We start from the raw sequence: 20,067 nt of genomic DNA, 5'->3' as shown, positions 1-20,067 counted from the left end.
AGGACTGCCTGTGACTGGCTTGTTTATTACTCTGGAAGGCCCGGAAGGCGCGGGTAAAAGCACCAACCGCGAATACCTGGCCGAGCGCCTGCGCGCGGCCGGCATCGAGGTCTTGCTGACCCGCGAGCCGGGCGGCACGCCTTTGGCCGAGCGGATCCGCGAGGTGCTGCTGACCCCCGGCGACGAGGTCATGAATCCTGATACCGAGTTGTTGCTGGTGTTCGCCGCGCGCGCCCAGCATCTGGCCGAGGTGATTCGTCCGGCACTGGCGCGTGGCGCAGTGGTGTTGTGCGACCGTTTTACCGATTCCACCTACGCCTACCAGGGCGGTGGTCGTGGTTTGTCCGTCGAGCGCATCGCGACCCTGGAGCAGTTCGTTCAGGGTGAGCTGCGGCCTGATTTGACCCTGGTGTTCGACCTGCCGGTCGAAGTGGGTCTGGCCCGCGCCAGCGCCCGTGGTCGCCTGGATCGTTTCGAGCTGGAAGGCCGGGTGTTCTTCGACGCGGTACGCCAGGCCTACCTGAAGCGTGCGGCGGCCGACCCGGCGCGTTACCTGTTGGTGGATGCGGCGCAACCACTGTCCCGGGTCCAGCAGGCGCTGGACGCCCTGTTGCCGAAATTGCTGGAGTTGCACCGTGGCTGAGGCCTTTCCCTGGCAGGACGAGCTCTGGCAGCAACTGGCGGGCCGTGCCCAGCATGCCCATGCCTATCTGCTCCATGGTCCGGCGGGCATCGGCAAGCGTGCGCTGGCCGAGCGCCTGATGGCGCGCCTGCTGTGCCAGCATCCGGCGGGGCTGGATGCCTGCGGGCAGTGCAAATCGTGCCTGCTGCTGCAGGCCGGCAGCCACCCGGACAACTACGTGCTGGAGCCGGAAGAAGCGGACAAGGCGATCAAGGTCGATCAGGTGCGCGAATTGGTCAGCTTCGTGGTGCAGACCGCGCAGCTGGGCGGGCGCAAGGTGGTGCTGATCGAGCCGGTGGAGTCGATGAACATCAACGCTTCCAACGCGCTGCTGAAAAGCCTCGAAGAGCCGTCCGGCGATACGGTGTTGCTGCTGGTCAGCCACCAGCCGAGCCGCTTGTTGCCGACCATCAAGAGTCGCTGCGTGCAGCAGGCCTGTCCTCTGCCCAGTGAGGCCATGAGCCTGCAATGGCTGAGCAAGGCCCTGCCGGACTGCTCGGAAGAGGAGCGGGTCGAGCTGTTGACCCTGGCGGCCGGTTCGCCCCTGGCAGCTGTCAGCCTGCAAGCCCAGGGCGCGCGCGAGCAGCGGGCGCAGGTGGTCGACGGGGTGAAGAAGTTGCTCAAGCAGCAGCAATCGCCGACCCAGCTGGCCGAAGGCTGGAATGCGATACCCTTGCTGTTGCTGTTCGACTGGTTTTGCGACTGGTCGAGCCTGATCCTGCGTTATCAGCTGACGCAGGACGAGGAGGGGCTGGGGTTGGCCGATATGCGCAAAGTGGTGCAGTACCTCGCGCAGAAATCCTCCCAGGCCAAGGTTCTGGAGATCCAGGACTGGATCCTTGCGCAACGCCAGAAGGTGTTGAACAAGGCCAACCTCAATCGGGTGCTGTTGCTCGAAGCCTTGCTGGTGCAGTGGGCCGCACTGCCTGGCCGCAACTGACGGCGGCACCTGGAAACAAACCGAATCGCCGGCTGCCGCTCGGGCCGGCCTGTTCATTGACCGAATGTGGTTGTCGCTTCTTATGCTTGTAGATTCCCATTGTCACCTCGATCGCCTCGACCTTGCCGCGCACGACGGCTCCCTTGACGCCGCCCTGGACGCGGCTCGTCAGCGCGGTGTCGGGCATTTCCTGTGTATTGGCGTCAGTGCCGACAATGCGGCCGACGTCAAAGCCCTGGCCGAGCGTTATGACGATGTCGACTGCTCGGTGGGTGTCCATCCCCTGGATGTCCAGCCCGGCGCCGCACCAGCCCTCGACTGGCTGCTGCAGGAACTGAACCACCCGCGGGTGGTGGCCATCGGCGAGACCGGCCTGGATTACCACTACGAACCGGAAGCCGCGCAGTTGCAGCAGGAGTCTTTCCGCCTGCATCTGCAAGCCGCCCAGCAGACCGGCAAGCCGGTGATCGTCCATACCCGTGGCGCGCGCGCCGATACCCTGACCCTGCTGCGCGAAGCGGCGTTGCCGCAAGCCGGGGTCCTGCACTGCTTCACCGAAGACTGGGACATGGCCAAGGCCGCTCTGGACCTGGGTTTCTACATTTCCCTGTCTGGAATCGTCACCTTCCGCAATGCCGATGCGCTGCGGGACGTGGCACGCCAGGTGCCGGCCGACCGTTTGCTGGTGGAAACCGATTCGCCGTACCTGGCGCCGATTCCTTATCGCGGCAAGCCCAACCTGCCGCAGTATGTGCGTGAAGTCGCCGAGTTCCTGGCCATGTTGCGTGGGGAGCCCTACGAGCGTTTTGCCGAGCAGACCACCGAGAACTTCAAGCGTCTGTTCCCGCTGGCGCACGTCAAGGGCTGAATCGCAGGCAAAAAAAACCCGGGTTCTGGGGGGTGAATCCGGGTTAAGACCATTAGGAGTAAAACAAAGGCACGCCATCCCTTGGTACCTTCATCGGCGCTTCACTTGGGGGAGATGTCACGCCGACAGTTCAAGTATTGATCACTATTGAATTCAGTCCAGTTGGCCTTGCTCGTTTTTTAAACAAATTTGGAATACGAGCGCTTCGCTTGAGTTCTCATTGCCGGGCGATGTCAGCCACAATGGCGAGAGTTTCGTCGATCACGCGTTTTTCGGTATAGAAATGCGGTGAAAATCTAACTCCGGGGCCGCGGGGGATGCACACCACCTGTTGCTGTTGCAGCGCCTCATAAACCGCCTGATTATCGATGCCATCGATACTGAACGAGAAAATTCCGCCGCGACGGGCAGGGTTGAGCGGGGTGTGCAGGCGTACGCCGGGGATAGCATTCAAGCCGTCCTGAAGCCACTGGACCCGTTCGGCGATCAAGGTCGCCACGTGCTCCATGCCCACTTCTTCCAATAACGACAGGCTGGCTTCCAGGGCCATGGCGCCGAGCATGTTCGGGCTGCCGCATTCGAAGCGCCGGGCACTCTTGGCCGGTTCCCATTCGCTGCGGCTGTAATCGCCCATGTGTTCCAGCATGTGCCAGCCGAACTCATGGAGCTTGAGCTGCGCGCGCAGCTCGCTGCGGCAATAGAACACGCCGAGGCCTTCAGGCCCGAGCATCCATTTGTGGCCGTCGGCCATGGCAAAGTCGCATTGATAGGCCTGGACATCGAAGGGTTGCGCGCCCAGTTGCTGGATGGCGTCAATGCAGAACAGCACGTTCTGTTGTTTGCAACCGGCGCCCAGGCGCTGCAGGTCCAGGCGCAGGCCGCTGGCGAATTGCACCGCGCTGATCGCCATCAGCCGGGTGCGCGGCCCGCAGGCGGCCAGCAGCGCGCCTTCCGGGTCGTCGCCCTTGAGGCTCACCTGAAGCACTTCCACGCCCTGGCTGGCCAGGGCTTCCCAGACGATACGGTTGGAGGGGAATTCTTCGTCGCTGATGACGATCTGGTCGCCTTTTTCCCAGGACAGGCCAAAGGCGACGAATGACAGCGCTTCCGAAGTATTTTTGACCAGCGCGATGTCATCCGTTGACGGTGCATTTAGCAGGCGCATCAGGCGTTCGCGCAGGCGTTGCTCAAGGGCCATCCAGTCCGGATAATCCCGCGCACCCAGCAAAACGTTCTCTTTGGCGAAGCGCGCCACGGCTTCGGCGGCCCGATTCGGCCAGGGGGCGACAGCTGCATGGTTCAAATAACGCAGGCCCGGGGCCTGTACAAATTCATCAAGAAACATAGTCATGGTCGGATGATCCGTGCATTTTGGCGCAATTTAGGCATAATACGCGGCTTCGATTTTGACCCCGACAGACCTTTTCTTATGCAGAAAGAACCTCGTAAGGTCCGTGAGTTTCGTCGCCGCGAGCAAGAAATTCTCGATACCGCGCTCAAGCTGTTCCTCGATCAAGGTGAAGACAGCGTCACCGTCGAGATGATCGCTGATGCCGTTGGTATCGGCAAAGGGACCATCTACAAGCACTTCAAGTCCAAGGCGGAGATCTATCTGCGCCTGATGCTCGATTATGAGCGCGACCTGAACGAGCTGCTGCACTCTGCCGATGTCGACAAGGATAAGGAAGCCCTGTCCCGGGCCTACTTCGAATTCCGCATGCGCGACCCACAGCGTTACCGGCTGTTCGATCGCCTGGAAGAGAAGGTGGTCAAGGGCAACCAGGTGCCGGAAATGGTCGAGGAGTTGCACAAGATCCGTGCTTCCAACTTCGAACGCCTGACCTTGTTGATCAAGGGCCGCATCAGCGAAGGCAAGCTCGAAGACGTGCCGCCTTACTTCCACTACTGCGCGGCCTGGGCGCTGGTGCACGGCGCGGTAGCGCTGTACCACTCGCCGTTCTGGAGCAACGTGCTGGAAGACCAGGAAGGCTTCTTCCAGTTCCTGATGGACATCGGCGTGCGCATGGGCAACAAGCGCAAGCGCGACCCCGATAGCTCCGGCAGCTGATTCATTCAGTCGCCTTATGGCGCCATGATTTCTCTATATGGCGCAGTGTCCCAGGAATATACTCAGGCATGGGACTTGCCAAAACTTGATTTTTGAGTCAGGTTTTGGCTGGTTCACTCTTCCTTCGCCGGAGTCATCCATGATCGTTGACCGTCAAGGCAGGCGTTTTCGCAATCTGCGTATCAGCCTGACTTCTGCCTGCAACTACGCCTGTACCTACTGCGTGCCCAACGGCAAGCGGCTGGTGGCTGCCCAGGACGAGTTGTCGGCCGAAGCCATGGCGCGCGGCGTGGCCTACCTGATCGAGGCGGCAGGCATCGAACGCCTGCGCATCACCGGCGGCGAGCCCCTGGTCAGCCCGAAACTCGAAGCCTTCATGGGCGCGGTGGGGCAAATGGGCCTGGAAGACATCAGCCTGACCACCAACGGCCAGTTGCTCGCACGCAAGCTGCCGCTACTGGTGGATGCCGGTATCCGGCGCATCAACGTTTCCCTCGACACCCTGGACGCCTCAGCTTTCCGCAGCATCGCCCGTGGCGGCGATCTGGCGACGGTGCTCGACGGCATGGACCAGGCTCGCGCGGCGGGCATGAAAATCAAGGTCAACATGGTGCCGCTGCGCGGGCAGAACCTGGATCAGGTAATGCCGTTGCTCGACTACTGCCTGGAGCGTGGTTATGAGCTGCGCTTTATCGAGCTGATGCGCATGGGCCACCTGGCCAGCGACTCCAACGCCTTCCTGCAGCAATTCGTCAGCCTGCAGCAGTTGCTGAGCCTGATCGGCGAACGCTACGAATACCTGCAGGCCGATGCGCCGGTGGATGCCACGGCCGTGCGTTATGAAATTCCGGGGCTGGGCCATTTCGGCGTGATCGCCAACGAAAGCGTGCCGTTCTGCCGGACCTGCTCGCGCCTGCGGTTGTCGTCCACCGGCTGGTTGCACGGTTGCCTGTCGTCGAGCAACCGGCATTACGTCGGCGACCTGCTGGACAAGCCGCGCCATCAAGCCTTGCCGGCCTTGCAGCGCCTGCTGGTCAAGGCCCTGGGCGACAAGCAGGATGTGGCGTTCTCCGGTGGGGCGACGGTGATGAAAATCATCGGCGGCTAAACCCCATCTCTCTGATCCCCGTCCTCTGTAGCGGCTGCGATCGAGGGCGTAGCCCTCGCCAATCCAGACGACCCATTTCTCTCCAGCCAATAGCCTTCACCGGGTTTGTGGCTGCTGCGCAGCCATTCGCAGCTGCGGCCGCGGCTACAGGCGCCCGAGCTGGCGCGGAAGCTGCATCTCGTGGCCATTCGCCGGTTTTCCGTCACCGGCTTCTGGAGGGAAGGATGCGTAGCCTGGTTTTGCTGCTGGCTTTTTTGGGGCTCGGTGGCTGCATGAATGTCAGCGATATGGGCGAGGGTGTTCGCTATCACATGAGTGATGCGGGTTTCCTCGATCACAGTAATACCCAGCGCTCCAACTCGTTCCGCGTTCAGCCGGACTCGTTCATTTTCATCGCCCAGGGCGCCTTTGCCCCGCCGGGCAGCGCCTACCCGCGCCCCAACGTGGTGGCCGAGGAAGCCTTCAAGGGCTTTATCGAATACTTCCCCATGGTCCGCCGCGCCCGGGCGCCGGAAGGCCTGGACCAGGCCATGGCCGAAGCCCGTGAAGTGGGCGCGCATTACCTGCTGTACACCCGTTTCGCCAAGGCCGACGACCGTATCGGCAACTCCGATGAGTGGTTCGACCAGGAAGCCGTGGATCGCCTGGGGATCGACAACGGCGTGATTCAGATCATGCTGATCGAGACCAGTACCCAGTATCTGATCGACACCGCGCGGATTCGCAGTCGTGGCGGTTTACTGACGTTCCACGACAACAAGCCGGAAGACCTGCTTGGCCCGCCGCTCGAACAATACGCCCGCAGCCTGTTAGGCTTGAGCGATTAAGCCAAGCACGAGGAGAGCAGCATGAGTGGTCCGGGCAAAGCCAACGATCTGTTGGCGCAGATTCCCAAGGCGGAGAAAGGCTTGCCGCCGGTCCACCTGTGGAATCCCGACTTCTGTGGCGATATCGATATGCGTATCGCCCGCGATGGCACCTGGTACTACCTGGGTACCCCCATTGGCCGCAAACCCATGGTCAAGCTGTTCTCCACCATCATTCGCCGCGACGGCGACGACTATTTCCTGATCACCCCGGTGGAAAAGGTCGGCATCAAGGTCGATGACGCGCCTTTTGTCGCTGTCACCCTGGAGGTCGAAGGTGGGGGTGAGGAGCAACTCCTGCGCTTTACCACCAATGTCGACGAGCAGGTCAGCACCGGCAGCGAGCATCCGCTGCGGGTGGTGATCGACCCGCAGACCCAGGAGCCGGCGCCTTACGTTCACGTGCGCAGCAACCTGGAAGCACTGGTGCACCGCAACGTGTTCTACCAACTGGTGGAGCTGGCGGTGAGCCGTCCGATCGACGGTCAGAACTGGCTGGGCGTCTGGAGCGGCGGGGTGTTCTTCCCGATCGGCCTGGAGCCCTGAGCTGCGAAATACCTTGTGTCCCGAATAAATATCTTGCGACGAAGATCCCGTTTCGGGTATCAATTTGTACATGATTAGACATGTTCGATTTGACAAGAAAAAACGCGTGGTCGATGAACTGATCCGACGCATCGAAAGCGGCCTCATGGAGGACGGTTTCCTGCTGCCGGGCGAGCATCAGTTGGCCCAGGAATTCTCGGTGAGTCGTGGCACCCTGCGTGAGGCCCTGGCCGAACTCAAACGCCGCAACTACATCGCCACCCAGAGCGGGGTCGGCTCCATCGTCACCTTTGACGGTGTGGTGCTGGACCAGCAAAACGGCTGGGCCCAGGCCCTGGCGGACAGCGGGGCGCTGATCAACACCGAGCTGCTGCGCCTGGAGGCGGTTCAACGTCCTGACCTGTTCAGCCGTTTCGGTACCGACCAATTCATCGCCCTGGACCGGCGCCGGCGCTCTACCGACGGCACCGTGGTTTCCCTTGAACGTTCCCTGATGCCCGCCACCGGAGGCCTGGAGAGCCTGCCGCGAGTAGGGCTGATCGATGATTCCCTGACCATTACCCTGGCCGCCTACGGCTACATCGGCGAGCGCGGCGATCAATGGATCGGCGCCGAGCCATTGGGTGAAGAAGAGGCCCGACTGTTGGGGCGTCCGGCCGGCAGTGTGTTTCTCAAGGCCCTGCGGACCACTTATGACCGTCGCGGGCGTTTCATGGAGCAGGTGGAAAGTTTTCTCGACCCGCTGCACTTTCGCCTGCACCTGGAATTCGGAGCGCAGAAATGATTCCCCTGGACCGCGCTCTGGGCGCCTTTTATGGGCTGGCGCTGGGCGACGCCCTGGGCATGCCGACCCAATCCTTGAGCCGGCAGCAGATCAAGCAGCGCTTCGGTGCCATTCGCGGCCTGGAAGACGCCGGCCCCGATCAACCGATCGCCGCCAACATGCCCAAGGGCTCGATCACCGACGACACCGAGCAGGCGATCCTGGTCGGCGACCTGCTGGTCGCGGGCAAGGGCCGGATCGAACCGGCAGCGTTGGCCCACAGCCTGATCGAGTGGGAAGCGGCGATGCAGGCCAAGGGCTCCCAGGATCTGCTGGGCCCTTCGACCAAACGCGCCATCGAAATGATCCTCGCCGGGCATACCGCGGAAGAAGCCGGGCGCTATGGCACCACCAACGGCGCGGCGATGCGCATCACTCCGGTGGGCATCGCGGCGAATGTCGACGATGCCCAGGCCTTTATCCGTGCGGTGGTGGAGGCTTGCCAGGTCACCCATAACACCACGCTGGGCATCTCCAGCGCGGCGGCGGTGGCGGCGGTGGTATCCGCCGGGATCAATGGCGTGCCGCTGGGCGATGCCTTGCAGGTCGGCGTGCAGATCGCCCAGGAGGCGGAGCGGCATGGCCACTGGGTGGCCGGCGGGCGTATCGCCACGCGCATCAGTTGGGCGCGCAGCCTCAGTGTCGAAAGCGACAAGGCGCTGCTGGCCGATCTGCTGTACGACCTGATCGGTACTTCCGTCGCTTCCCAGGAATCGGTGGTGGTCTCCTTTGCCCTGGCGCATCAGGTGGCCATCGGCGAACTGCAGGCGTTCGAAGCGCTGTGCATGGCCGCCAGCCTGGGGGGCGACACCGATACCATTGCCGCCATCCTCGGCGCGATGCTCGGTGCCTGCCAGGGGATGGAGTGCTGGCCGGCCGCCTTGATCGAGCAGATCAAGCAGGTCAATGACCTGGATCTCGAACCGCTGGTGCAGGGGCTGCTGGCCCTGCGTTAAGGGCCGCGAGGCTGCATGACCAAGGCTCCCACCCCCTGTGCGCGAGCCCTCGCTGAGGCCTATTTGCCATGGATAGCAGGAATACGGCGAGGAATGCCGGGACGTCTGATCGACTTCCGAAATTGCCGACAATCACAACAAAGGCAACAGGAGTGTTTTCATGAGTGCATCGAACCCCGGGCAAAGTGCCGGGCAGCTGGAAACCCGTGGCATCGAGCCGGTGCCGGAAGGCGAGTGCAACGGCCATCCGCTGCAACTGTTCTGGGTCTGGTTCGCCGCCAACATCAGCATCCTCGGCTTGCCGCTGGGGGCGACCCTGGTGGCTTTTCGTGGCCTGTCGATCGGGCAGGCGATCATCGTCGCTATCCTCGGTGCCGCCGGTTCGTTCGCGGTGGTGGGGATCATCTCCATCGCCGGGCGTCGCGGGCGGGCGCCGAGCCTGACGCTATCGCGGGCGATCTTCGGCGTGCGCGGCAATATCGGCCCGACCCTGGTGTCGCTGATGTCGCGGGTGGGCTGGGAAACCGTCAACACCACCACCGCTGCCTTCGTCCTGCTGTCGCTGTGTTCGATCCTGTTCGGCTCGCCGGTGGAAGCCAAGAGTGCGCCGCTGCTGACCCTGCTGTTCATCGGCATTTTCGTGCTGTTGACCCTGGCCGTCTCCGGTCTGGGCCACGCGACCCTGCTGGTGATCCAGAAGTGGGCCACCTATGTGTTCGGCGCGCTGAACCTGCTGGTGGGCGGCTTCCTCTGCGCCACCATCGACTGGAGCGCGGTGTTCAACGCCACCCCGGCGCCGTTGAGCGCGATGATCATCGGTATCGGCACCATGGCCGCGGGCACCGGTATCGGCTGGGCCAATACCGGTGCCGACATGTCGCGTTACCAGCACAGCAGCGTCAAGGCCTCGCGCCTGGTGGCATCGGCGGCCTTCGGCGCCGGCATTCCGCTGGTGCTGCTGATTACCCTGGGTGGCCTGCTGTCGGTGGGCAACGATGACCTGGCCTCGGCCACCGACCCGATCGTGGCGATCCGCGACATGCTGCCGACCTGGATGGCGGTGCCCTACCTGATCACCGCTTTCGGCGGCCTGCTGTTGTCGAACAACCTGTCGGTGTACTCGGCCGGCCTGACCACCCTGACCCTGGGGCTCAAGGTCAAGCGGGTGTACGCGGTGGTGGTGGACATCGTGGCGATCTTCGCCGGCTCCATCTACTTCATGCTGATCGCCGAGAGTTTCTATGGGCCGTTCATTACCTTCATTTCCTTGCTGGCGGTGCCTCTCACCGCCTGGGTCGGGATCTTCGTGGTCGACCTGATCCACCGTCACTACTACAGCCCCAAGGACCTGCTGGACGTCAGCCCGAGCAGCGCCTACTGGTATCGCGGTGGTGTCGAATGGCGGGCCTTCGGTGCCTGGGCACTGGCCATAGTGCTGGGTTTCAGCTTCACCACCATCGGCACCAGCGCCGAGAACGTCTGGTTCGCCGGGCCGCTGGCCGATTCCTGGCTGGGCCATAACGGCCTGGGCTGGATCGTCACCTTCCTGGTAGCCGGCGGCGTGTATGCCGTGCTGGGTGGGGCCAGGGATCGCCGCGGCGCTTTTGTCGAGAATGCCAATGCCTAGAATGCTGCACACCGGCCAGGTCATCGTCGATCTGGTGATGTCCGTAGACCGCCTGCCGAGCTCCGGCGGCGACGTGCTGGCACAGTCTGCCAGCTTCGAGGCCGGTGGCGGCTTCAACGTGATGGCTGCCGCCCAGCGAAACGGCTTGCCGGTGCTGTACCTGGGGCGGCACGGCAACGGCCGCTTCGGGGAGCTGGCGCGGGAGGCGATGCGTGCCGAGGGCATCCAGGTCACTCTCGAGGCCAGCCGCACCGAGGACACCGGCCTGTGCGTGGCGCTGACCGAAGCCACGGCCGAACGCAGCTTCATTTCCTACATCGGGGCGGAAGGCCAACTGTCGGCCCAGGACCTGGCCGGTGTCGCGGTGCAGGCCGACGACTTTGTCTATGTCAGCGGCTACAGCCTGCTGCATGCCGGCAAGGCCGAGGCCTTGCTGGACTGGCTGCTGGCCTTGCCACGGGCGATCCGGCTGGTGTTCGATCCGGGCCCGCTGGTGGATTCGCCGGACTCCGTGGCGATGCGCCGGCTGCTGCCGCGTATCGATCTCTGGACCAGCAACAGTGTCGAGGCCTTGCGCTTCACCGGGACCACGACCATCGCTGCAGCCCTGCGACGCCTGCATGAGGGGCTGCCGCAGGAGGTGTTGCTGGTGGTCAGGGACGGCCCGCAAGGCTGCTGGGTCAGCCAGCATGGCCACAGCGCCCATGTACCGGGCTTCAAGGTCCAGGCAGTGGACAGCAACGGCGCTGGCGATGCCCATGCCGGAGTCTTCGTCGCAGCCCTGGCGCAGGGGCTGGAGCCGTTGCAGGCGGCGCGTCGTGCCAATGCCGCGGCGGCCCTGGCGGTGACCCGCTGGGGCCCGGCCACCGCGCCGGGGGCGGCGGAGGTGGATGCGTTGGTCAATGGGAACGGCGTCCACGCCTGACACTTGCTGACGGAGTGAGGGGATCGCGAGCAAGCTCGCTCCTACAGGGAGCACTGCTCGCGATCGCGGTTTATCCCGCCTTGCGCAATGCGTCGATCAACTCCTGCTTGCTCATGGTCGAGCGGCCGCGGATGTTCTTCACCCGGGCTTCCTTCAGCAGGCTGTCTTTGGTCTGGGTACTCAGCGAGGCCTGGCTGTTGCGGGCGTACCCCTCACGGCTGGCGGCGGCACGCCTGGCCGAGGAGTGGCGCGCGGCGGCCTTTTCCGAAGCCGGTGTGCGTTGCCCGGAGCCGCCAGCCCGTTCCCCTCCACCGGACTGCTTGTTCACCGTGGCCCAGGCGCGCGCTTCGGCCTCGTCCTTGGGCACGCCCTTGGCTTCGTAGCCGGCTTCGATATGTGCGGCCTTGCGCTTCTGTTCGGCGGTGTATTTGGCTTTGCTTCCACGAGGCATGAGGGCTCTCCTTTGGCAATGGGTACCTGAAGTTGGGGCGGGAGAAAGGCCGATAAGTGCCCGGGAATCGACGAATGGGGCTCTCGACGCCAGTGCCAGAGGGGTGTGATCGCTATCACAGAAGTGCGGCATTGCGCACAAAAGCGGCAGGCCAGGGCGGCCCGAGGTTTGCCAGGGCGGGGGAAGTCTCGCACAATGCCTGCCCCGGAAATGGATGCGTCTGACGAGTTGTCAGGCCTTTTCGCGAGATGCTCATGGATGATTCTTACGCCCCAGATCAGGGGCGGCTGATCGACACAGTACGCCCGCTATCAATCCCCTGTTGCGCAAATCCAACCCCGTCACCGGTCTGCCGCTGCCGTGCGGTGTGGTCGTGGCCTGTTTTTAAAGGAATGAACCAATGAATACCCGGATGTTTTTGGCTGCGGCCCTGTTGGGCGGCAGCGTGCTGCTGGCCGGTTGTGGCGACAAGACTGAAAAGGTCAGCCAGCCCGCGGCACAGGTCGATGCCAAGCAGCAGGAAATCGATAAATACAACCAGTACGTCGGTGCGGCGAACAGCATCAGCGAATCCTTCCAGACGTTCCTCCAGCGTTACCAGCAGTACGAGGTGCCAGCCTTGGCGGGCAAGGCGCCGATCAGCGCTTTCAGCGTCGGCAACGATATCCTCATCGATCGCCTGAGCCAGGCCCTGGATGGCGCCCTGGCCATCGATACACCAATCCCGGAAGTGGATCAGGCGGCCCAGGCCTTTTCCGCGGCGCTGAAAACCCTCTCGCCGCTGAGTCATGAGCTGCAGAACTACGCGACTTCCAAGGGCTACCTGAGCGACAACGGCGAGCTGGCCCGTCGCCAGAGCCAGGCCTATCTGGCCGCCCTGACCGCGGTCAGCGAAAAGGAGCAGGACTTCTACGCCGGCCTTGGCGCGCGTGACCTGGCGCTGACCAAGCAAGCCTTCGACGAGGCGCCGAAAGACACCGCGGCCTACTACCGTGCCGGGTTGATCTACTACGGCAAACTCAACACCGCCGATGCCGAGACGCTGTTCGCCGAACCGAACGATCCGCAGGCCCTGGCGGCTTTCGAGAAGTCCCTGGCACTGGTGGCCGACGCGGCCGCGGGCTGGAATGGCAAGGTCAGCGCCCAGGCGGCGCAGAGCGGCAAGTCGTGCGGTGGCGGCATGCTGGAAATCAATGAGTTCATCGGCCAGTCGCGTTCGATCATCCGCGACGTCAAGGACGGGGTGTACAAGCGCGCTCCCGAAGGCGCGATGAAGAACCTGCCGGCGCATATGCAGAGCTCGAGCATCGTTCGCTCGGCCAACCGCTACAACCGCACCTACGGCAACATGATCAATCGCTTCAACCATCCGACCTGCTGAATCGGCGCTGGCGGCACCCGCGTCGCGACGCGGGTGCCGGTGGGCGCAAACGAACGCCCGGGCCTTCGATCAGGCGTCCAGCTTGCGGGCCGCTTCCACTCCGGAAGCGGTCAGCTTGATCGGCAGGTTCAGGGCATGTTCGCCCGCCGGGTTGAGGGTGACATGGCCCTCCTTGATCAAGCCGCGTTCCTGCAACATTGCCAGGGTACTGGCCACGACTCTTTCGCCGCGATAGTTATCCAGCACCTCCTTGCCCAGGCCGTTGGGGTGGGCGTGCAGCAAGCGGGTGAGCACTTCTTTTTCCAGCTCTTTGTCGACGTTCATGCGGACCTCTGTGTGGGGGAAAGGTGCGTGCCTGGTTCATTGATCGGTGCCGTGGCCTTCGGAGCCTGTGCCGCCGGTGGTGGTTTTCGGCTTGCTGTCCGGCGGGTCGGTGTCCAGGGTACCGGCGCGGCCGGTGTCGTTGCCCTGGATGCGCGGATCGGTACCCGTGGCGGGGGGCAGGGTGCTTTCGTCCACCTGCGGCGGGTTGATATTGATGCTCGGCGAGCCTTGGGTGGCCGGGGACTTTGGCCGTTCCACCGGATCGGTGGGGCCGCTGGCGCCGGCGAAGGCCGCCGAGGACAGCAGCCCGGCGAGGGCGAGGAGCGTCAGCCTGGATTTGATCATGATGTCGCCTCCATTCGTTTTTAGAGTCGCTACCTGATCTTGGGCTGCCGGTGATTTTGATTGGTGCCTGATGAACGACGAACGGTTCAGGCGTTCTGCGCCACCCTGTCGGGTTTCAGCCCGCGCCAGACCAGGCGCCCGACGCTGATCAGCCAGTTCAGCAGGGCGATGCCCAGCACCGTGAGCATCAGGGCCGGCATGCCCTGTTCGACGATGATCCGGCCGGCCAGCAGCGGAAAACCGAACACCCCGATGAAATAGGCCAGGCTGAACAGCAGCAAGGCTTGCGAGGTGTCGCCGGGCGGCGCTTCGTTGGCGGCCAGGCCGTTGATCACCGAGTAGGTCAGGCCGTAGCCGACCCCCAGGACCACGGCGGCCAGCAGATAACTCACCGTGTCATCGACCAGCAGCTGGAACATCAGGATCGACCCCAGCATCATCCCCGAGAGCAGGCACGCCGCGCGATAGGCGTCGCGCTTGACCACGAAGCCGGCGATCAGCAGGCGGCTGCCGATGGCGGCCACCATGAAGCCGAGAAAGAACAGCGAATAGTCCAGCGAGCGGGAGGCCGCGTAGCTGGTCTGGAAACTTGACAGGCCGCCGAATACGCAGCCACCGAGACCGACCATGAGGATCGGGAACAAGGCCTTGGACGAGAGCACCCGGGCGCTGCTGGCCCAACTGATTTTCGCCGCGCCGGCCCCCAGATGGCTGGGGTGTCTCTTCAGCAGCGCGCCCAGGCGCCAGAAGATCAGCACGCCGATCAAGCTGGCGGCCGCGGCCAGCAGAAAGGCCGCAGTCAATGGGTAGCCCAGGGCGCTGGCCAGCCGCCCCAGCAGCGGGCCCGAGCCGATGCCGCTCATCATGCTGCCCGACAGCAGGGCGAAGAACCTGGCCCGCTGCGCCGGCGCCACCATCATCGCGACGATGATCGGCCCCAGGGTGTAGAACACGCCCCAGCCCAGGCCCAGGGTCAGGCCGAAAAACAGCAAGGCATCGCCAAAGCCCGGCGTCAGGGCAAAGCCCAGGCTGGCGACCACCAGCAGGCAACCGAACAGGGCAATCGAGCGCGCGGCGCCCAGCAGGTCCGACAGGTGCCCGGAGAAGATCACCGCGACCAAGGTGCTGAGCATGGCGACCGAAATCACGCTGCCGGCATCGTGCTCATTGCCACCGCGCGAGCCGATCAGCAGCGAGAGCAGGAAGGTCGAGCCATAGGACAGCGACAGCAGGTAGCTGGCGACACAGAACAGCCCGAACAGCCTGGCTGGAACCATGGGTGGTGGGGTAGCGCTGGACATGCGCAGGCCTCGTTTCTTGTTGGATTCATGAGGCGCCGTTCTACCATGGGTGGCTGTCGCGTTAGTTGTGATCTTGCAGGCTTCAGGGTTAGCGCATAGCGGAGTAAGTCAGCCGCCGATCTCGTCGATGAACTCGTCCATGAAGCGCTTCAGGCGGGTATGCCGCACCTGCGCCAGGCGCGCGCCGGTCACGGTCTGAAAGCCCTCGGCCAGGTGCAGCAGCTTGGTGTGGAAGTGGTCGAGGGTGAAGTTCAGGTCGTCGTAGCCGCGGTGCTCGGCGTGCGGGTCGTGGGGATCGTAGAAGGCTCGGTTCAACCGGCCGCCGACATAGAAGGTGCGGGCCACGCCGAGAGCACCGAGGGCGTCGAGACGGTCGGCGTCCTGCAGGATCTTCGCCTCCAGGGTTTCGGCCTGGATGGCGGCGGAAAAACTGTGGGCTTCGATGGCGTGGGCCACCGCGGCGATCTTGGCTTCGGGCCAGCCCAGCCGGTGCAGCAGGGCCGCGGCCTTTTCCGCCGACAGGCGCGAGGCCTGGGCGCGCAGCGGTGAGCTCTTTTCCACGGCGACGCAGTCGTGCAGCAGGGTGGCGGCCAGCAGCACCTGCAAATCGCCGCCGTCTTCCTTGGCGATGCGCCGCACATTGGCCCACACCCGCTGCAGGTGCGACAGGTCGTGGGCGCCGTCGTCGACAGGCTCCAAGGCGTGGGGCAGCAGGGTATTGGCGAGATCGGGCAGGGGAGCAAAAGCGTGGGCGGTCATCAGGAGGGAGCCATCAGCGGGTCAATAACGCGCCACTGTAGCCGCTGTCGAAGGCGGCGATAAGGCCCATGACGCTCATACCTGCGTCCTTTGCTGGCTGGCCGGTCGGTCAGTCTGCGGCGCTGGTCGCGGGAATCGGCAATTCCGACATGGACAATCACCCGCCACGACCTCCAGGCATATCCCTGTGAAATACCCGTGCATGTCCTTCCCCTGTCGATCTAATATGGCCGCCTGCCTTCTAACCGAGACCCGCCGATGTCCGTCGAAATCCGTCCAGCCGTGCCCAGCGATGCACCGCAAATCCTTGCCTTCATCAGGGAGTTGGCCGATTACGAACGCGCTCGCCATGAGGTCATCGCCAGCGTCGCCGACATCGAGCGCAGCCTGTTCAGCGAGGGTGCCACGGCCCACGGCCTGATCTGCCTGCGCGATGGTGTGCCGATCGGTTTCGCGGTGTTTTTCTTCAGCTATTCCACCTGGCTGGGCAGCAACTGCCTGTACCTGGAAGACCTCTACATCACCCCTGCACAACGTGGCGGCGGCGCTGGCAAACAGCTGCTGCGGCACCTGGCGCGGATCGCCTGCGACAACGGTTGCGGGCGCTTCGAGTGGAGCGTGCTGGAGTGGAACGAACCGGCGATCCAGTTCTACAAATCCCTGGGCGCCCAGCCTCAGGAAGAGTGGGTGAGGTACCGCATGGATGGCGATGTGCTGCGCGCGTTCGCCCAGGGCTGAGTCCATCGTCAACGCTGTAGGGGCAGCCGCTCGCTATCCGGTTGCTCGCGATTCCTTTCCAGATCCCTCGCTGCCAAGACCGCCCTGTGTACTCGGGGCGGCCGGCGTTTTTCTTCGGGCTTAGGCCCGCCTTCACTGCCCAGGCTCAAAAACCGATCTCACTCGTTGCCGGTTCCTGTTCCCTTGTAGGGACAGGCGGTCGACGCCTGCCTGCTGCCATGAAAACCAGGCAATAGCGGGCTGTTCTCATGCAAATCAATAAATCCCACAATATGGGAGTTATATTTATATATTGAGATTTTATTTGAGTCGGGTTTATAGTCGCCGCCATCAGCTCTTACGCACTCACTGCCAAAAACAACTCACAGGTGAAGCGATGCAGGCGCAATTGATCGCGCTCGATTGGGGAACCACCTCCCTTCGTGCTTACAAACTCGCAGCAGGCGGCCAGGTGCTGGAACAGCGCGCGTTGACCTCGGGGATCATGCAGTTGCCGAAAGTGGCGCGGATGATTGCCGGCCAGCGCTGCGACAACGGTTTCGAACTGGCCTTCGACGACGCCTGCGGCGACTGGCTCGACGCGCAGCCGGGGTTGCCGGTGATTGCCTGCGGCATGGTCGGCAGCGCCCAGGGCTGGCGCGAGGCCAGTTACTGCGAGACCCCGGCGGATGTCGCCCAGCTCGGACAGGCCCTGGTGACCTTGCGCAGCCGGCGCGGGGTGGACGTGCATATCGTGCCGGGGGTGATCCAGCGTTCGCGCTTGCCGAACGTGATGCGGGGCGAAGAAACCCAGGTGCTGGGTGTGCTGCCGCAACTGGCGGGCGGGGCAGGGGACGACGTGCTGATCGGCCTGCCCGGCAGTCATTCCAAATGGGTGCAGGTGGCCGACGGTTGTATCGTCCATTTCGACACCTTCATGACCGGCGAGCTGTTCGCCGTGCTCAGTCAACACAGCATTCTCGGCCGTACCCAGGAGCGTGGCGCGGCGTTCGACACCGAGGCCTTCGATCGCGGCGTGCAGGTGGCCTTGTCCGTCGAGGGCGAGATCGGCCCGCTGTCGACTCTGTTCAGCGCCCGCAGCCTGGGGTTGACCGGTGAACTCAGCGGCCGCGCCCAGCCGGACTATCTGTCGGGCCTGCTGATCGGCCACGAACTTTGCGCACTGGCCGCCGTGCAGCGGCGCCGCCGTCACAGCGACCCGTTGCCATCGATCGTGCTGATCGGCAATGCCCAGCTTTGCGCCCGCTACAGCCGGGCCCTGTCCGCCTGCGGTTTTCCCCGGGTAATCCTGGCCGAACAGGCCACCGAACGCGGTTTATGGCACCTGGCTGAAGCGGCCGGGCTGCTGGCGCGCGTCCCTTGCGCTCATCCTTGAAAAGAGGTCCGACATGCTCAAGCAAGCACTGGCACATAACGGCCTGATCGCCATTCTCCGGGGGCTGCGTCCGCAAGAAGCGGCGGCCATCGGCGAGGTGCTGTATCAGGCGGGGTTTCGGGTTGTCGAGGTGCCGCTCAATTCTCCACAGCCCTTCGACAGCATCCGCATCCTGCGCGACGCCTTGCCCGCCGATTGCCTGATCGGCGCCGGCACGGTGCTGACCCCGGAGCAGGTCGAGCAGGTCAAGGCCGCGGGCGGCCAGGTGATCGTCATGCCCCACAGCGACCCCAGGGTGCTGCGCGCGGCCAGGGCCGCCGGCCTGTATCTGTCCCCCGGCGTGGCCACGCCGACCGAGGCGTTTGCCGCGCTGGCCGAAGGCGCCGACGTGCTCAAGCTGTTCCCCGCCGAGCAGATGGGCCCGGCGGTGGTCAAGGCCTGGCTCGCGGTATTGCCGGCCGGCACCGTGCTGCTGCCGGTGGGCGGGATCACCCCGGACAACATGCAGGTGTTCGTCGACGCCGGGGTCAAGGGCTTCGGCCTCGGTTCCGGGTTGTTCAAGCCGGGGATGAGCGCGGCTGAGGTGGCGACTCGCGCCAAGGCCTATGTCGCCGCCTGGAACGCCCTGGCTTAAGACTTTTTCTGCGCCGTCGGCGCTGCATCCGACAAGAGAGACAAGAAGATGAAAATCACCAAACTGACCACCTTTATCGTTCCGCCACGCTGGTGCTTTCTCAAGGTCGAGACCGACGAGGGCGTCATCGGCTGGGGTGAGCCTGTGGTCGAAGGGCGGGCACACACGGTGGCCGCCGCTGTGGACGAGCTGGCCGATTACCTGATCGGCAAGGACCCGCGCAATATCGAGGACATCTGGACCGTGCTCTACCGCGGCGGCTTCTACCGTGGCGGCGCGATCCACATGAGTGCCCTGGCCGGTATCGACCAGGCGCTGTGGGACATCAAGGGCAAGGCCCTGGGCGTGTCGGTCAGCGACCTGCTGGGTGGCCAGGTGCGAGACAAGATCCGCGTCTATTCGTGGATCGGCGGCGACCGTCCGGCCGATACCGCGCGCGCCGCCAAAGAGGCGGTGGCGCGTGGTTTTACCGCGGTGAAGATGAACGGCACCGAGGAGCTGCAGTTCCTCGATACCTTCGACAAAGTCGACCTGGCCCTGGCCAACGTGGCCGCGGTGCGTGATGCGGTGGGGCCTAACGTCGGGATCGGCGTCGACTTCCATGGCCGGGTGCACAAGCCCATGGCCAAGGTACTGATGAAGGAACTCGATCCCTACAAGCTGATGTTTATCGAAGAACCGGTGCTCAGCGAAAACTACGAGGCCCTCAAGGAGCTGGCGCCGCTGACCAACACGCCGATCGCCCTGGGCGAGCGGCTGTTCTCGCGCTGGGATTTCAAGCGGGTGCTCAGCGAAGGCTACGTCGACATTATCCAGCCGGATGCTTCCCATGCCGGCGGCATCACCGAGACCCGCAAGATCGCCAACATGGCCGAAGCCTACGACGTGGCCCTGGCCCTGCATTGCCCGCTGGGGCCGATTGCCCTGGCCGCCTGCCTGCAACTGGACGCGGCCTGCTACAACGCCTTCATCCAGGAGCAGAGCCTGGGCATCCATTACAACGAAAGCAACGACCTGCTGGACTACGTCAAGGACCCGCGCGTCTTCGACTACCAGCAAGGCATGGTGACGATCCCCAACGGCCCGGGCCTGGGTATCGAGATCAACGAGGAATACGTCATCGAGCGCGCGGCCATCGGCCACCGCTGGCGCAACCCGATCTGGCGCCACGCCGACGGCAGCTTTGCCGAATGGTGAGTTGATTCATTGCTTGTAGGAGCGAGCGTGCTCGCGATGCAGACGACAGGGTCTGACTTCTTATCGCCGTGAAGCAACCGACGCCATCGCGAGCAAGCTCGCTCCTACAGGTACAGAGAAACATTGCCCTCAATAACCATAAGAAGAGGCATC

Annotated in this window: 22 protein-coding genes; 16 read left to right on the top strand and 6 right to left on the bottom strand. The window is 63.9% G+C overall.

Annotated elements, in window-relative coordinates:
* The first annotated feature begins 10 nt into the window (after window positions 1-10).
* The 3 genes from tmk to NRG23_RS10115 all read left to right on the top strand — a co-directional run bounded on the left by tmk (window position 11) and on the right by NRG23_RS10115 (window position 2,490).
* The gene (tmk, locus tag NRG23_RS10125; protein WP_257374588.1) at window positions 11-643 is read left to right on the top strand and encodes a dTMP kinase; all 633 of its coding nucleotides are present in this window, start codon (window positions 11-13) and stop codon (window positions 641-643) included.
* Window positions 636-1,622 (top strand): DNA polymerase III subunit delta', encoded by a 987-nt coding sequence (locus NRG23_RS10120; RefSeq protein ID WP_016702167.1) that lies wholly within the window; start codon window positions 636-638, stop codon window positions 1,620-1,622. Before tmk ends, NRG23_RS10120 begins: the two co-directional genes overlap by 8 nt.
* 82 nt (window positions 1,623-1,704) lie before the next feature.
* Window positions 1,705-2,490 (top strand): TatD family hydrolase, encoded by a 786-nt coding sequence (locus NRG23_RS10115; protein WP_007928065.1) that lies wholly within the window; start codon window positions 1,705-1,707, stop codon window positions 2,488-2,490.
* Window positions 2,491-2,707: 217 nt separating this feature from the next.
* Here the strand turns inward: NRG23_RS10115 and NRG23_RS10110 are convergent, their stop codons facing one another.
* The gene (locus tag NRG23_RS10110; protein WP_103331015.1) at window positions 2,708-3,841 is read right to left on the bottom strand and encodes an aminotransferase class V-fold PLP-dependent enzyme; all 1,134 of its coding nucleotides are present in this window, start codon (window positions 3,839-3,841) and stop codon (window positions 2,708-2,710) included.
* A 78-nt stretch (window positions 3,842-3,919) separates the two neighbouring features.
* On the opposite strand from NRG23_RS10110, the gene NRG23_RS10105 reads away from it, so the two are divergent.
* The 8 genes from NRG23_RS10105 (at window position 3,920) to NRG23_RS10070 (ending at window position 11,409) form a co-directional block, all read left to right on the top strand.
* Window positions 3,920-4,558, top strand: coding sequence for a TetR/AcrR family transcriptional regulator (locus tag NRG23_RS10105; protein WP_007928069.1), 639 nt, complete (start codon window positions 3,920-3,922; stop codon window positions 4,556-4,558).
* A 139-nt stretch (window positions 4,559-4,697) separates the two neighbouring features.
* Window positions 4,698-5,666 carry a GTP 3',8-cyclase MoaA gene (locus NRG23_RS10100; protein ID WP_009047842.1) on the top strand — a complete coding sequence of 323 codons (969 nt, stop codon included), beginning with the start codon at window positions 4,698-4,700 and terminating at the stop codon, window positions 5,664-5,666.
* Window positions 5,667-5,890: 224 nt separating this feature from the next.
* Complete coding sequence (locus NRG23_RS10095; protein ID WP_009042857.1) at window positions 5,891-6,493, top strand: DUF4823 domain-containing protein; 603 nt, start codon at window positions 5,891-5,893, stop codon at window positions 6,491-6,493.
* Window positions 6,494-6,514: 21 nt separating this feature from the next.
* Window positions 6,515-7,078 (top strand): DUF1285 domain-containing protein, encoded by a 564-nt coding sequence (locus tag NRG23_RS10090; RefSeq protein ID WP_257374587.1) that lies wholly within the window; start codon window positions 6,515-6,517, stop codon window positions 7,076-7,078.
* A gap of 70 nt (window positions 7,079-7,148) precedes the next feature.
* On the top strand, window positions 7,149-7,862 hold the full coding sequence (locus NRG23_RS10085; RefSeq protein ID WP_016702163.1) for a GntR family transcriptional regulator: 714 nt from the start codon (window positions 7,149-7,151) through the stop codon (window positions 7,860-7,862).
* On the top strand, window positions 7,859-8,857 hold the full coding sequence (locus tag NRG23_RS10080) for an ADP-ribosylglycohydrolase family protein (RefSeq protein ID WP_016702162.1): 999 nt from the start codon (window positions 7,859-7,861) through the stop codon (window positions 8,855-8,857). Before NRG23_RS10085 ends, NRG23_RS10080 begins: the two co-directional genes overlap by 4 nt.
* A gap of 160 nt (window positions 8,858-9,017) precedes the next feature.
* Entirely contained in the window at window positions 9,018-10,484 is a 1,467-nt protein-coding gene (locus tag NRG23_RS10075; protein ID WP_009047846.1) for a cytosine permease, read from the top strand.
* The gene (locus NRG23_RS10070; protein WP_257374586.1) at window positions 10,477-11,409 is read left to right on the top strand and encodes a PfkB family carbohydrate kinase; all 933 of its coding nucleotides are present in this window, start codon (window positions 10,477-10,479) and stop codon (window positions 11,407-11,409) included. The genes NRG23_RS10075 and NRG23_RS10070 overlap by 8 nt, the downstream gene beginning before the upstream one ends.
* A 70-nt stretch (window positions 11,410-11,479) precedes the next feature.
* Here NRG23_RS10070 and NRG23_RS10065 read toward each other — a convergent pair whose 3' ends face one another.
* A complete protein-coding gene (locus NRG23_RS10065; RefSeq protein WP_016702160.1) occupies window positions 11,480-11,860 on the bottom strand; it encodes a hypothetical protein in 381 nt (126 codons plus the stop codon).
* A gap of 400 nt (window positions 11,861-12,260) precedes the next feature.
* Here NRG23_RS10065 and NRG23_RS10060 point away from each other — a divergent pair, with 400 nt between their 5' ends.
* Window positions 12,261-13,241, top strand: a complete 981-nt coding sequence (locus NRG23_RS10060) for a DUF3829 domain-containing protein (RefSeq protein WP_028683123.1) — start codon at window positions 12,261-12,263, stop codon at window positions 13,239-13,241.
* A gap of 69 nt (window positions 13,242-13,310) precedes the next feature.
* Here NRG23_RS10060 and NRG23_RS10055 read toward each other — a convergent pair whose 3' ends face one another.
* The 4 genes from NRG23_RS10055 to NRG23_RS10040 all read right to left on the bottom strand — a co-directional run bounded on the left by NRG23_RS10055 (window position 13,311) and on the right by NRG23_RS10040 (window position 15,970).
* Window positions 13,311-13,565: a hypothetical protein gene (locus tag NRG23_RS10055; RefSeq protein ID WP_009042865.1), complete on the bottom strand. Its 255-nt coding sequence runs from the start codon at window positions 13,563-13,565 to the stop codon at window positions 13,311-13,313.
* A 36-nt stretch (window positions 13,566-13,601) separates the two neighbouring features.
* Complete coding sequence (locus NRG23_RS10050; RefSeq protein ID WP_038631138.1) at window positions 13,602-13,910, bottom strand: hypothetical protein; 309 nt, start codon at window positions 13,908-13,910, stop codon at window positions 13,602-13,604.
* An 86-nt stretch (window positions 13,911-13,996) separates the two neighbouring features.
* Entirely contained in the window at window positions 13,997-15,211 is a 1,215-nt protein-coding gene (locus NRG23_RS10045) for an MFS transporter (RefSeq protein WP_257374585.1), read from the bottom strand.
* A 108-nt stretch (window positions 15,212-15,319) separates the two neighbouring features.
* Window positions 15,320-15,970: an HD domain-containing protein gene (locus NRG23_RS10040; RefSeq protein WP_028683126.1), complete on the bottom strand. Its 651-nt coding sequence runs from the start codon at window positions 15,968-15,970 to the stop codon at window positions 15,320-15,322.
* A 258-nt stretch (window positions 15,971-16,228) separates the two neighbouring features.
* Here NRG23_RS10040 and NRG23_RS10035 point away from each other — a divergent pair, with 258 nt between their 5' ends.
* From NRG23_RS10035 to dgoD, 4 genes are all read left to right on the top strand, one after another.
* Window positions 16,229-16,708 carry a GNAT family N-acetyltransferase gene (locus NRG23_RS10035; protein ID WP_007928100.1) on the top strand — a complete coding sequence of 160 codons (480 nt, stop codon included), beginning with the start codon at window positions 16,229-16,231 and terminating at the stop codon, window positions 16,706-16,708.
* Window positions 16,709-17,084: 376 nt separating this feature from the next.
* On the top strand, window positions 17,085-18,083 hold the full coding sequence (locus NRG23_RS10030; RefSeq protein WP_101282027.1) for a 2-dehydro-3-deoxygalactonokinase: 999 nt from the start codon (window positions 17,085-17,087) through the stop codon (window positions 18,081-18,083).
* Window positions 18,084-18,096: 13 nt separating this feature from the next.
* Window positions 18,097-18,717 (top strand): 2-dehydro-3-deoxy-6-phosphogalactonate aldolase, encoded by a 621-nt coding sequence (locus NRG23_RS10025; protein ID WP_257374584.1) that lies wholly within the window; start codon window positions 18,097-18,099, stop codon window positions 18,715-18,717.
* Window positions 18,718-18,765: 48 nt separating this feature from the next.
* Entirely contained in the window at window positions 18,766-19,914 is a 1,149-nt protein-coding gene (gene dgoD, locus NRG23_RS10020) for a galactonate dehydratase (protein WP_016702133.1), read from the top strand.
* Window positions 19,915-20,067 lie beyond the last annotated feature (153 nt).

It is taken from the genome of Pseudomonas sp. T8 (assembly GCF_024610635.1).
GTDB classification, from domain to species: domain Bacteria; phylum Pseudomonadota; class Gammaproteobacteria; order Pseudomonadales; family Pseudomonadaceae; genus Aquipseudomonas; species Aquipseudomonas chlororaphis_I.
Note: the sequence above shows the minus strand (reverse complement) of the source record. Positions and strands in the feature narration are given on the sequence as shown.

Coding starts and splice junctions, on each gene's coding strand:
- NRG23_RS10115 (WP_007928065.1), top strand. CDS start 1,705: ATGCTTGTAGATTCCCATTGTCACCTCGATCGCCTCGACCTTGCCGCG.
- NRG23_RS10110 (WP_103331015.1), bottom strand. CDS start 3,841: ATGACTATGTTTCTTGATGAATTTGTACAGGCCCCGGGCCTGCGTTAT.
- NRG23_RS10105 (WP_007928069.1), top strand. CDS start 3,920: ATGCAGAAAGAACCTCGTAAGGTCCGTGAGTTTCGTCGCCGCGAGCAA.
- NRG23_RS10100 (WP_009047842.1), top strand. CDS start 4,698: ATGATCGTTGACCGTCAAGGCAGGCGTTTTCGCAATCTGCGTATCAGC.
- NRG23_RS10095 (WP_009042857.1), top strand. CDS start 5,891: ATGCGTAGCCTGGTTTTGCTGCTGGCTTTTTTGGGGCTCGGTGGCTGC.
- NRG23_RS10090 (WP_257374587.1), top strand. CDS start 6,515: ATGAGTGGTCCGGGCAAAGCCAACGATCTGTTGGCGCAGATTCCCAAG.
- NRG23_RS10085 (WP_016702163.1), top strand. CDS start 7,149: ATGATTAGACATGTTCGATTTGACAAGAAAAAACGCGTGGTCGATGAA.
- NRG23_RS10080 (WP_016702162.1), top strand. CDS start 7,859: ATGATTCCCCTGGACCGCGCTCTGGGCGCCTTTTATGGGCTGGCGCTG.
- NRG23_RS10075 (WP_009047846.1), top strand. CDS start 9,018: ATGAGTGCATCGAACCCCGGGCAAAGTGCCGGGCAGCTGGAAACCCGT.
- NRG23_RS10070 (WP_257374586.1), top strand. CDS start 10,477: ATGCCTAGAATGCTGCACACCGGCCAGGTCATCGTCGATCTGGTGATG.
- NRG23_RS10065 (WP_016702160.1), bottom strand. CDS start 11,860: ATGCCTCGTGGAAGCAAAGCCAAATACACCGCCGAACAGAAGCGCAAG.
- NRG23_RS10060 (WP_028683123.1), top strand. CDS start 12,261: ATGAATACCCGGATGTTTTTGGCTGCGGCCCTGTTGGGCGGCAGCGTG.
- NRG23_RS10055 (WP_009042865.1), bottom strand. CDS start 13,565: ATGAACGTCGACAAAGAGCTGGAAAAAGAAGTGCTCACCCGCTTGCTG.
- NRG23_RS10050 (WP_038631138.1), bottom strand. CDS start 13,910: ATGATCAAATCCAGGCTGACGCTCCTCGCCCTCGCCGGGCTGCTGTCC.
- NRG23_RS10045 (WP_257374585.1), bottom strand. CDS start 15,211: ATGTCCAGCGCTACCCCACCACCCATGGTTCCAGCCAGGCTGTTCGGG.
- NRG23_RS10040 (WP_028683126.1), bottom strand. CDS start 15,970: ATGACCGCCCACGCTTTTGCTCCCCTGCCCGATCTCGCCAATACCCTG.
- NRG23_RS10035 (WP_007928100.1), top strand. CDS start 16,229: ATGTCCGTCGAAATCCGTCCAGCCGTGCCCAGCGATGCACCGCAAATC.
- NRG23_RS10030 (WP_101282027.1), top strand. CDS start 17,085: ATGCAGGCGCAATTGATCGCGCTCGATTGGGGAACCACCTCCCTTCGT.
- NRG23_RS10025 (WP_257374584.1), top strand. CDS start 18,097: ATGCTCAAGCAAGCACTGGCACATAACGGCCTGATCGCCATTCTCCGG.
- dgoD (WP_016702133.1), top strand. CDS start 18,766: ATGAAAATCACCAAACTGACCACCTTTATCGTTCCGCCACGCTGGTGC.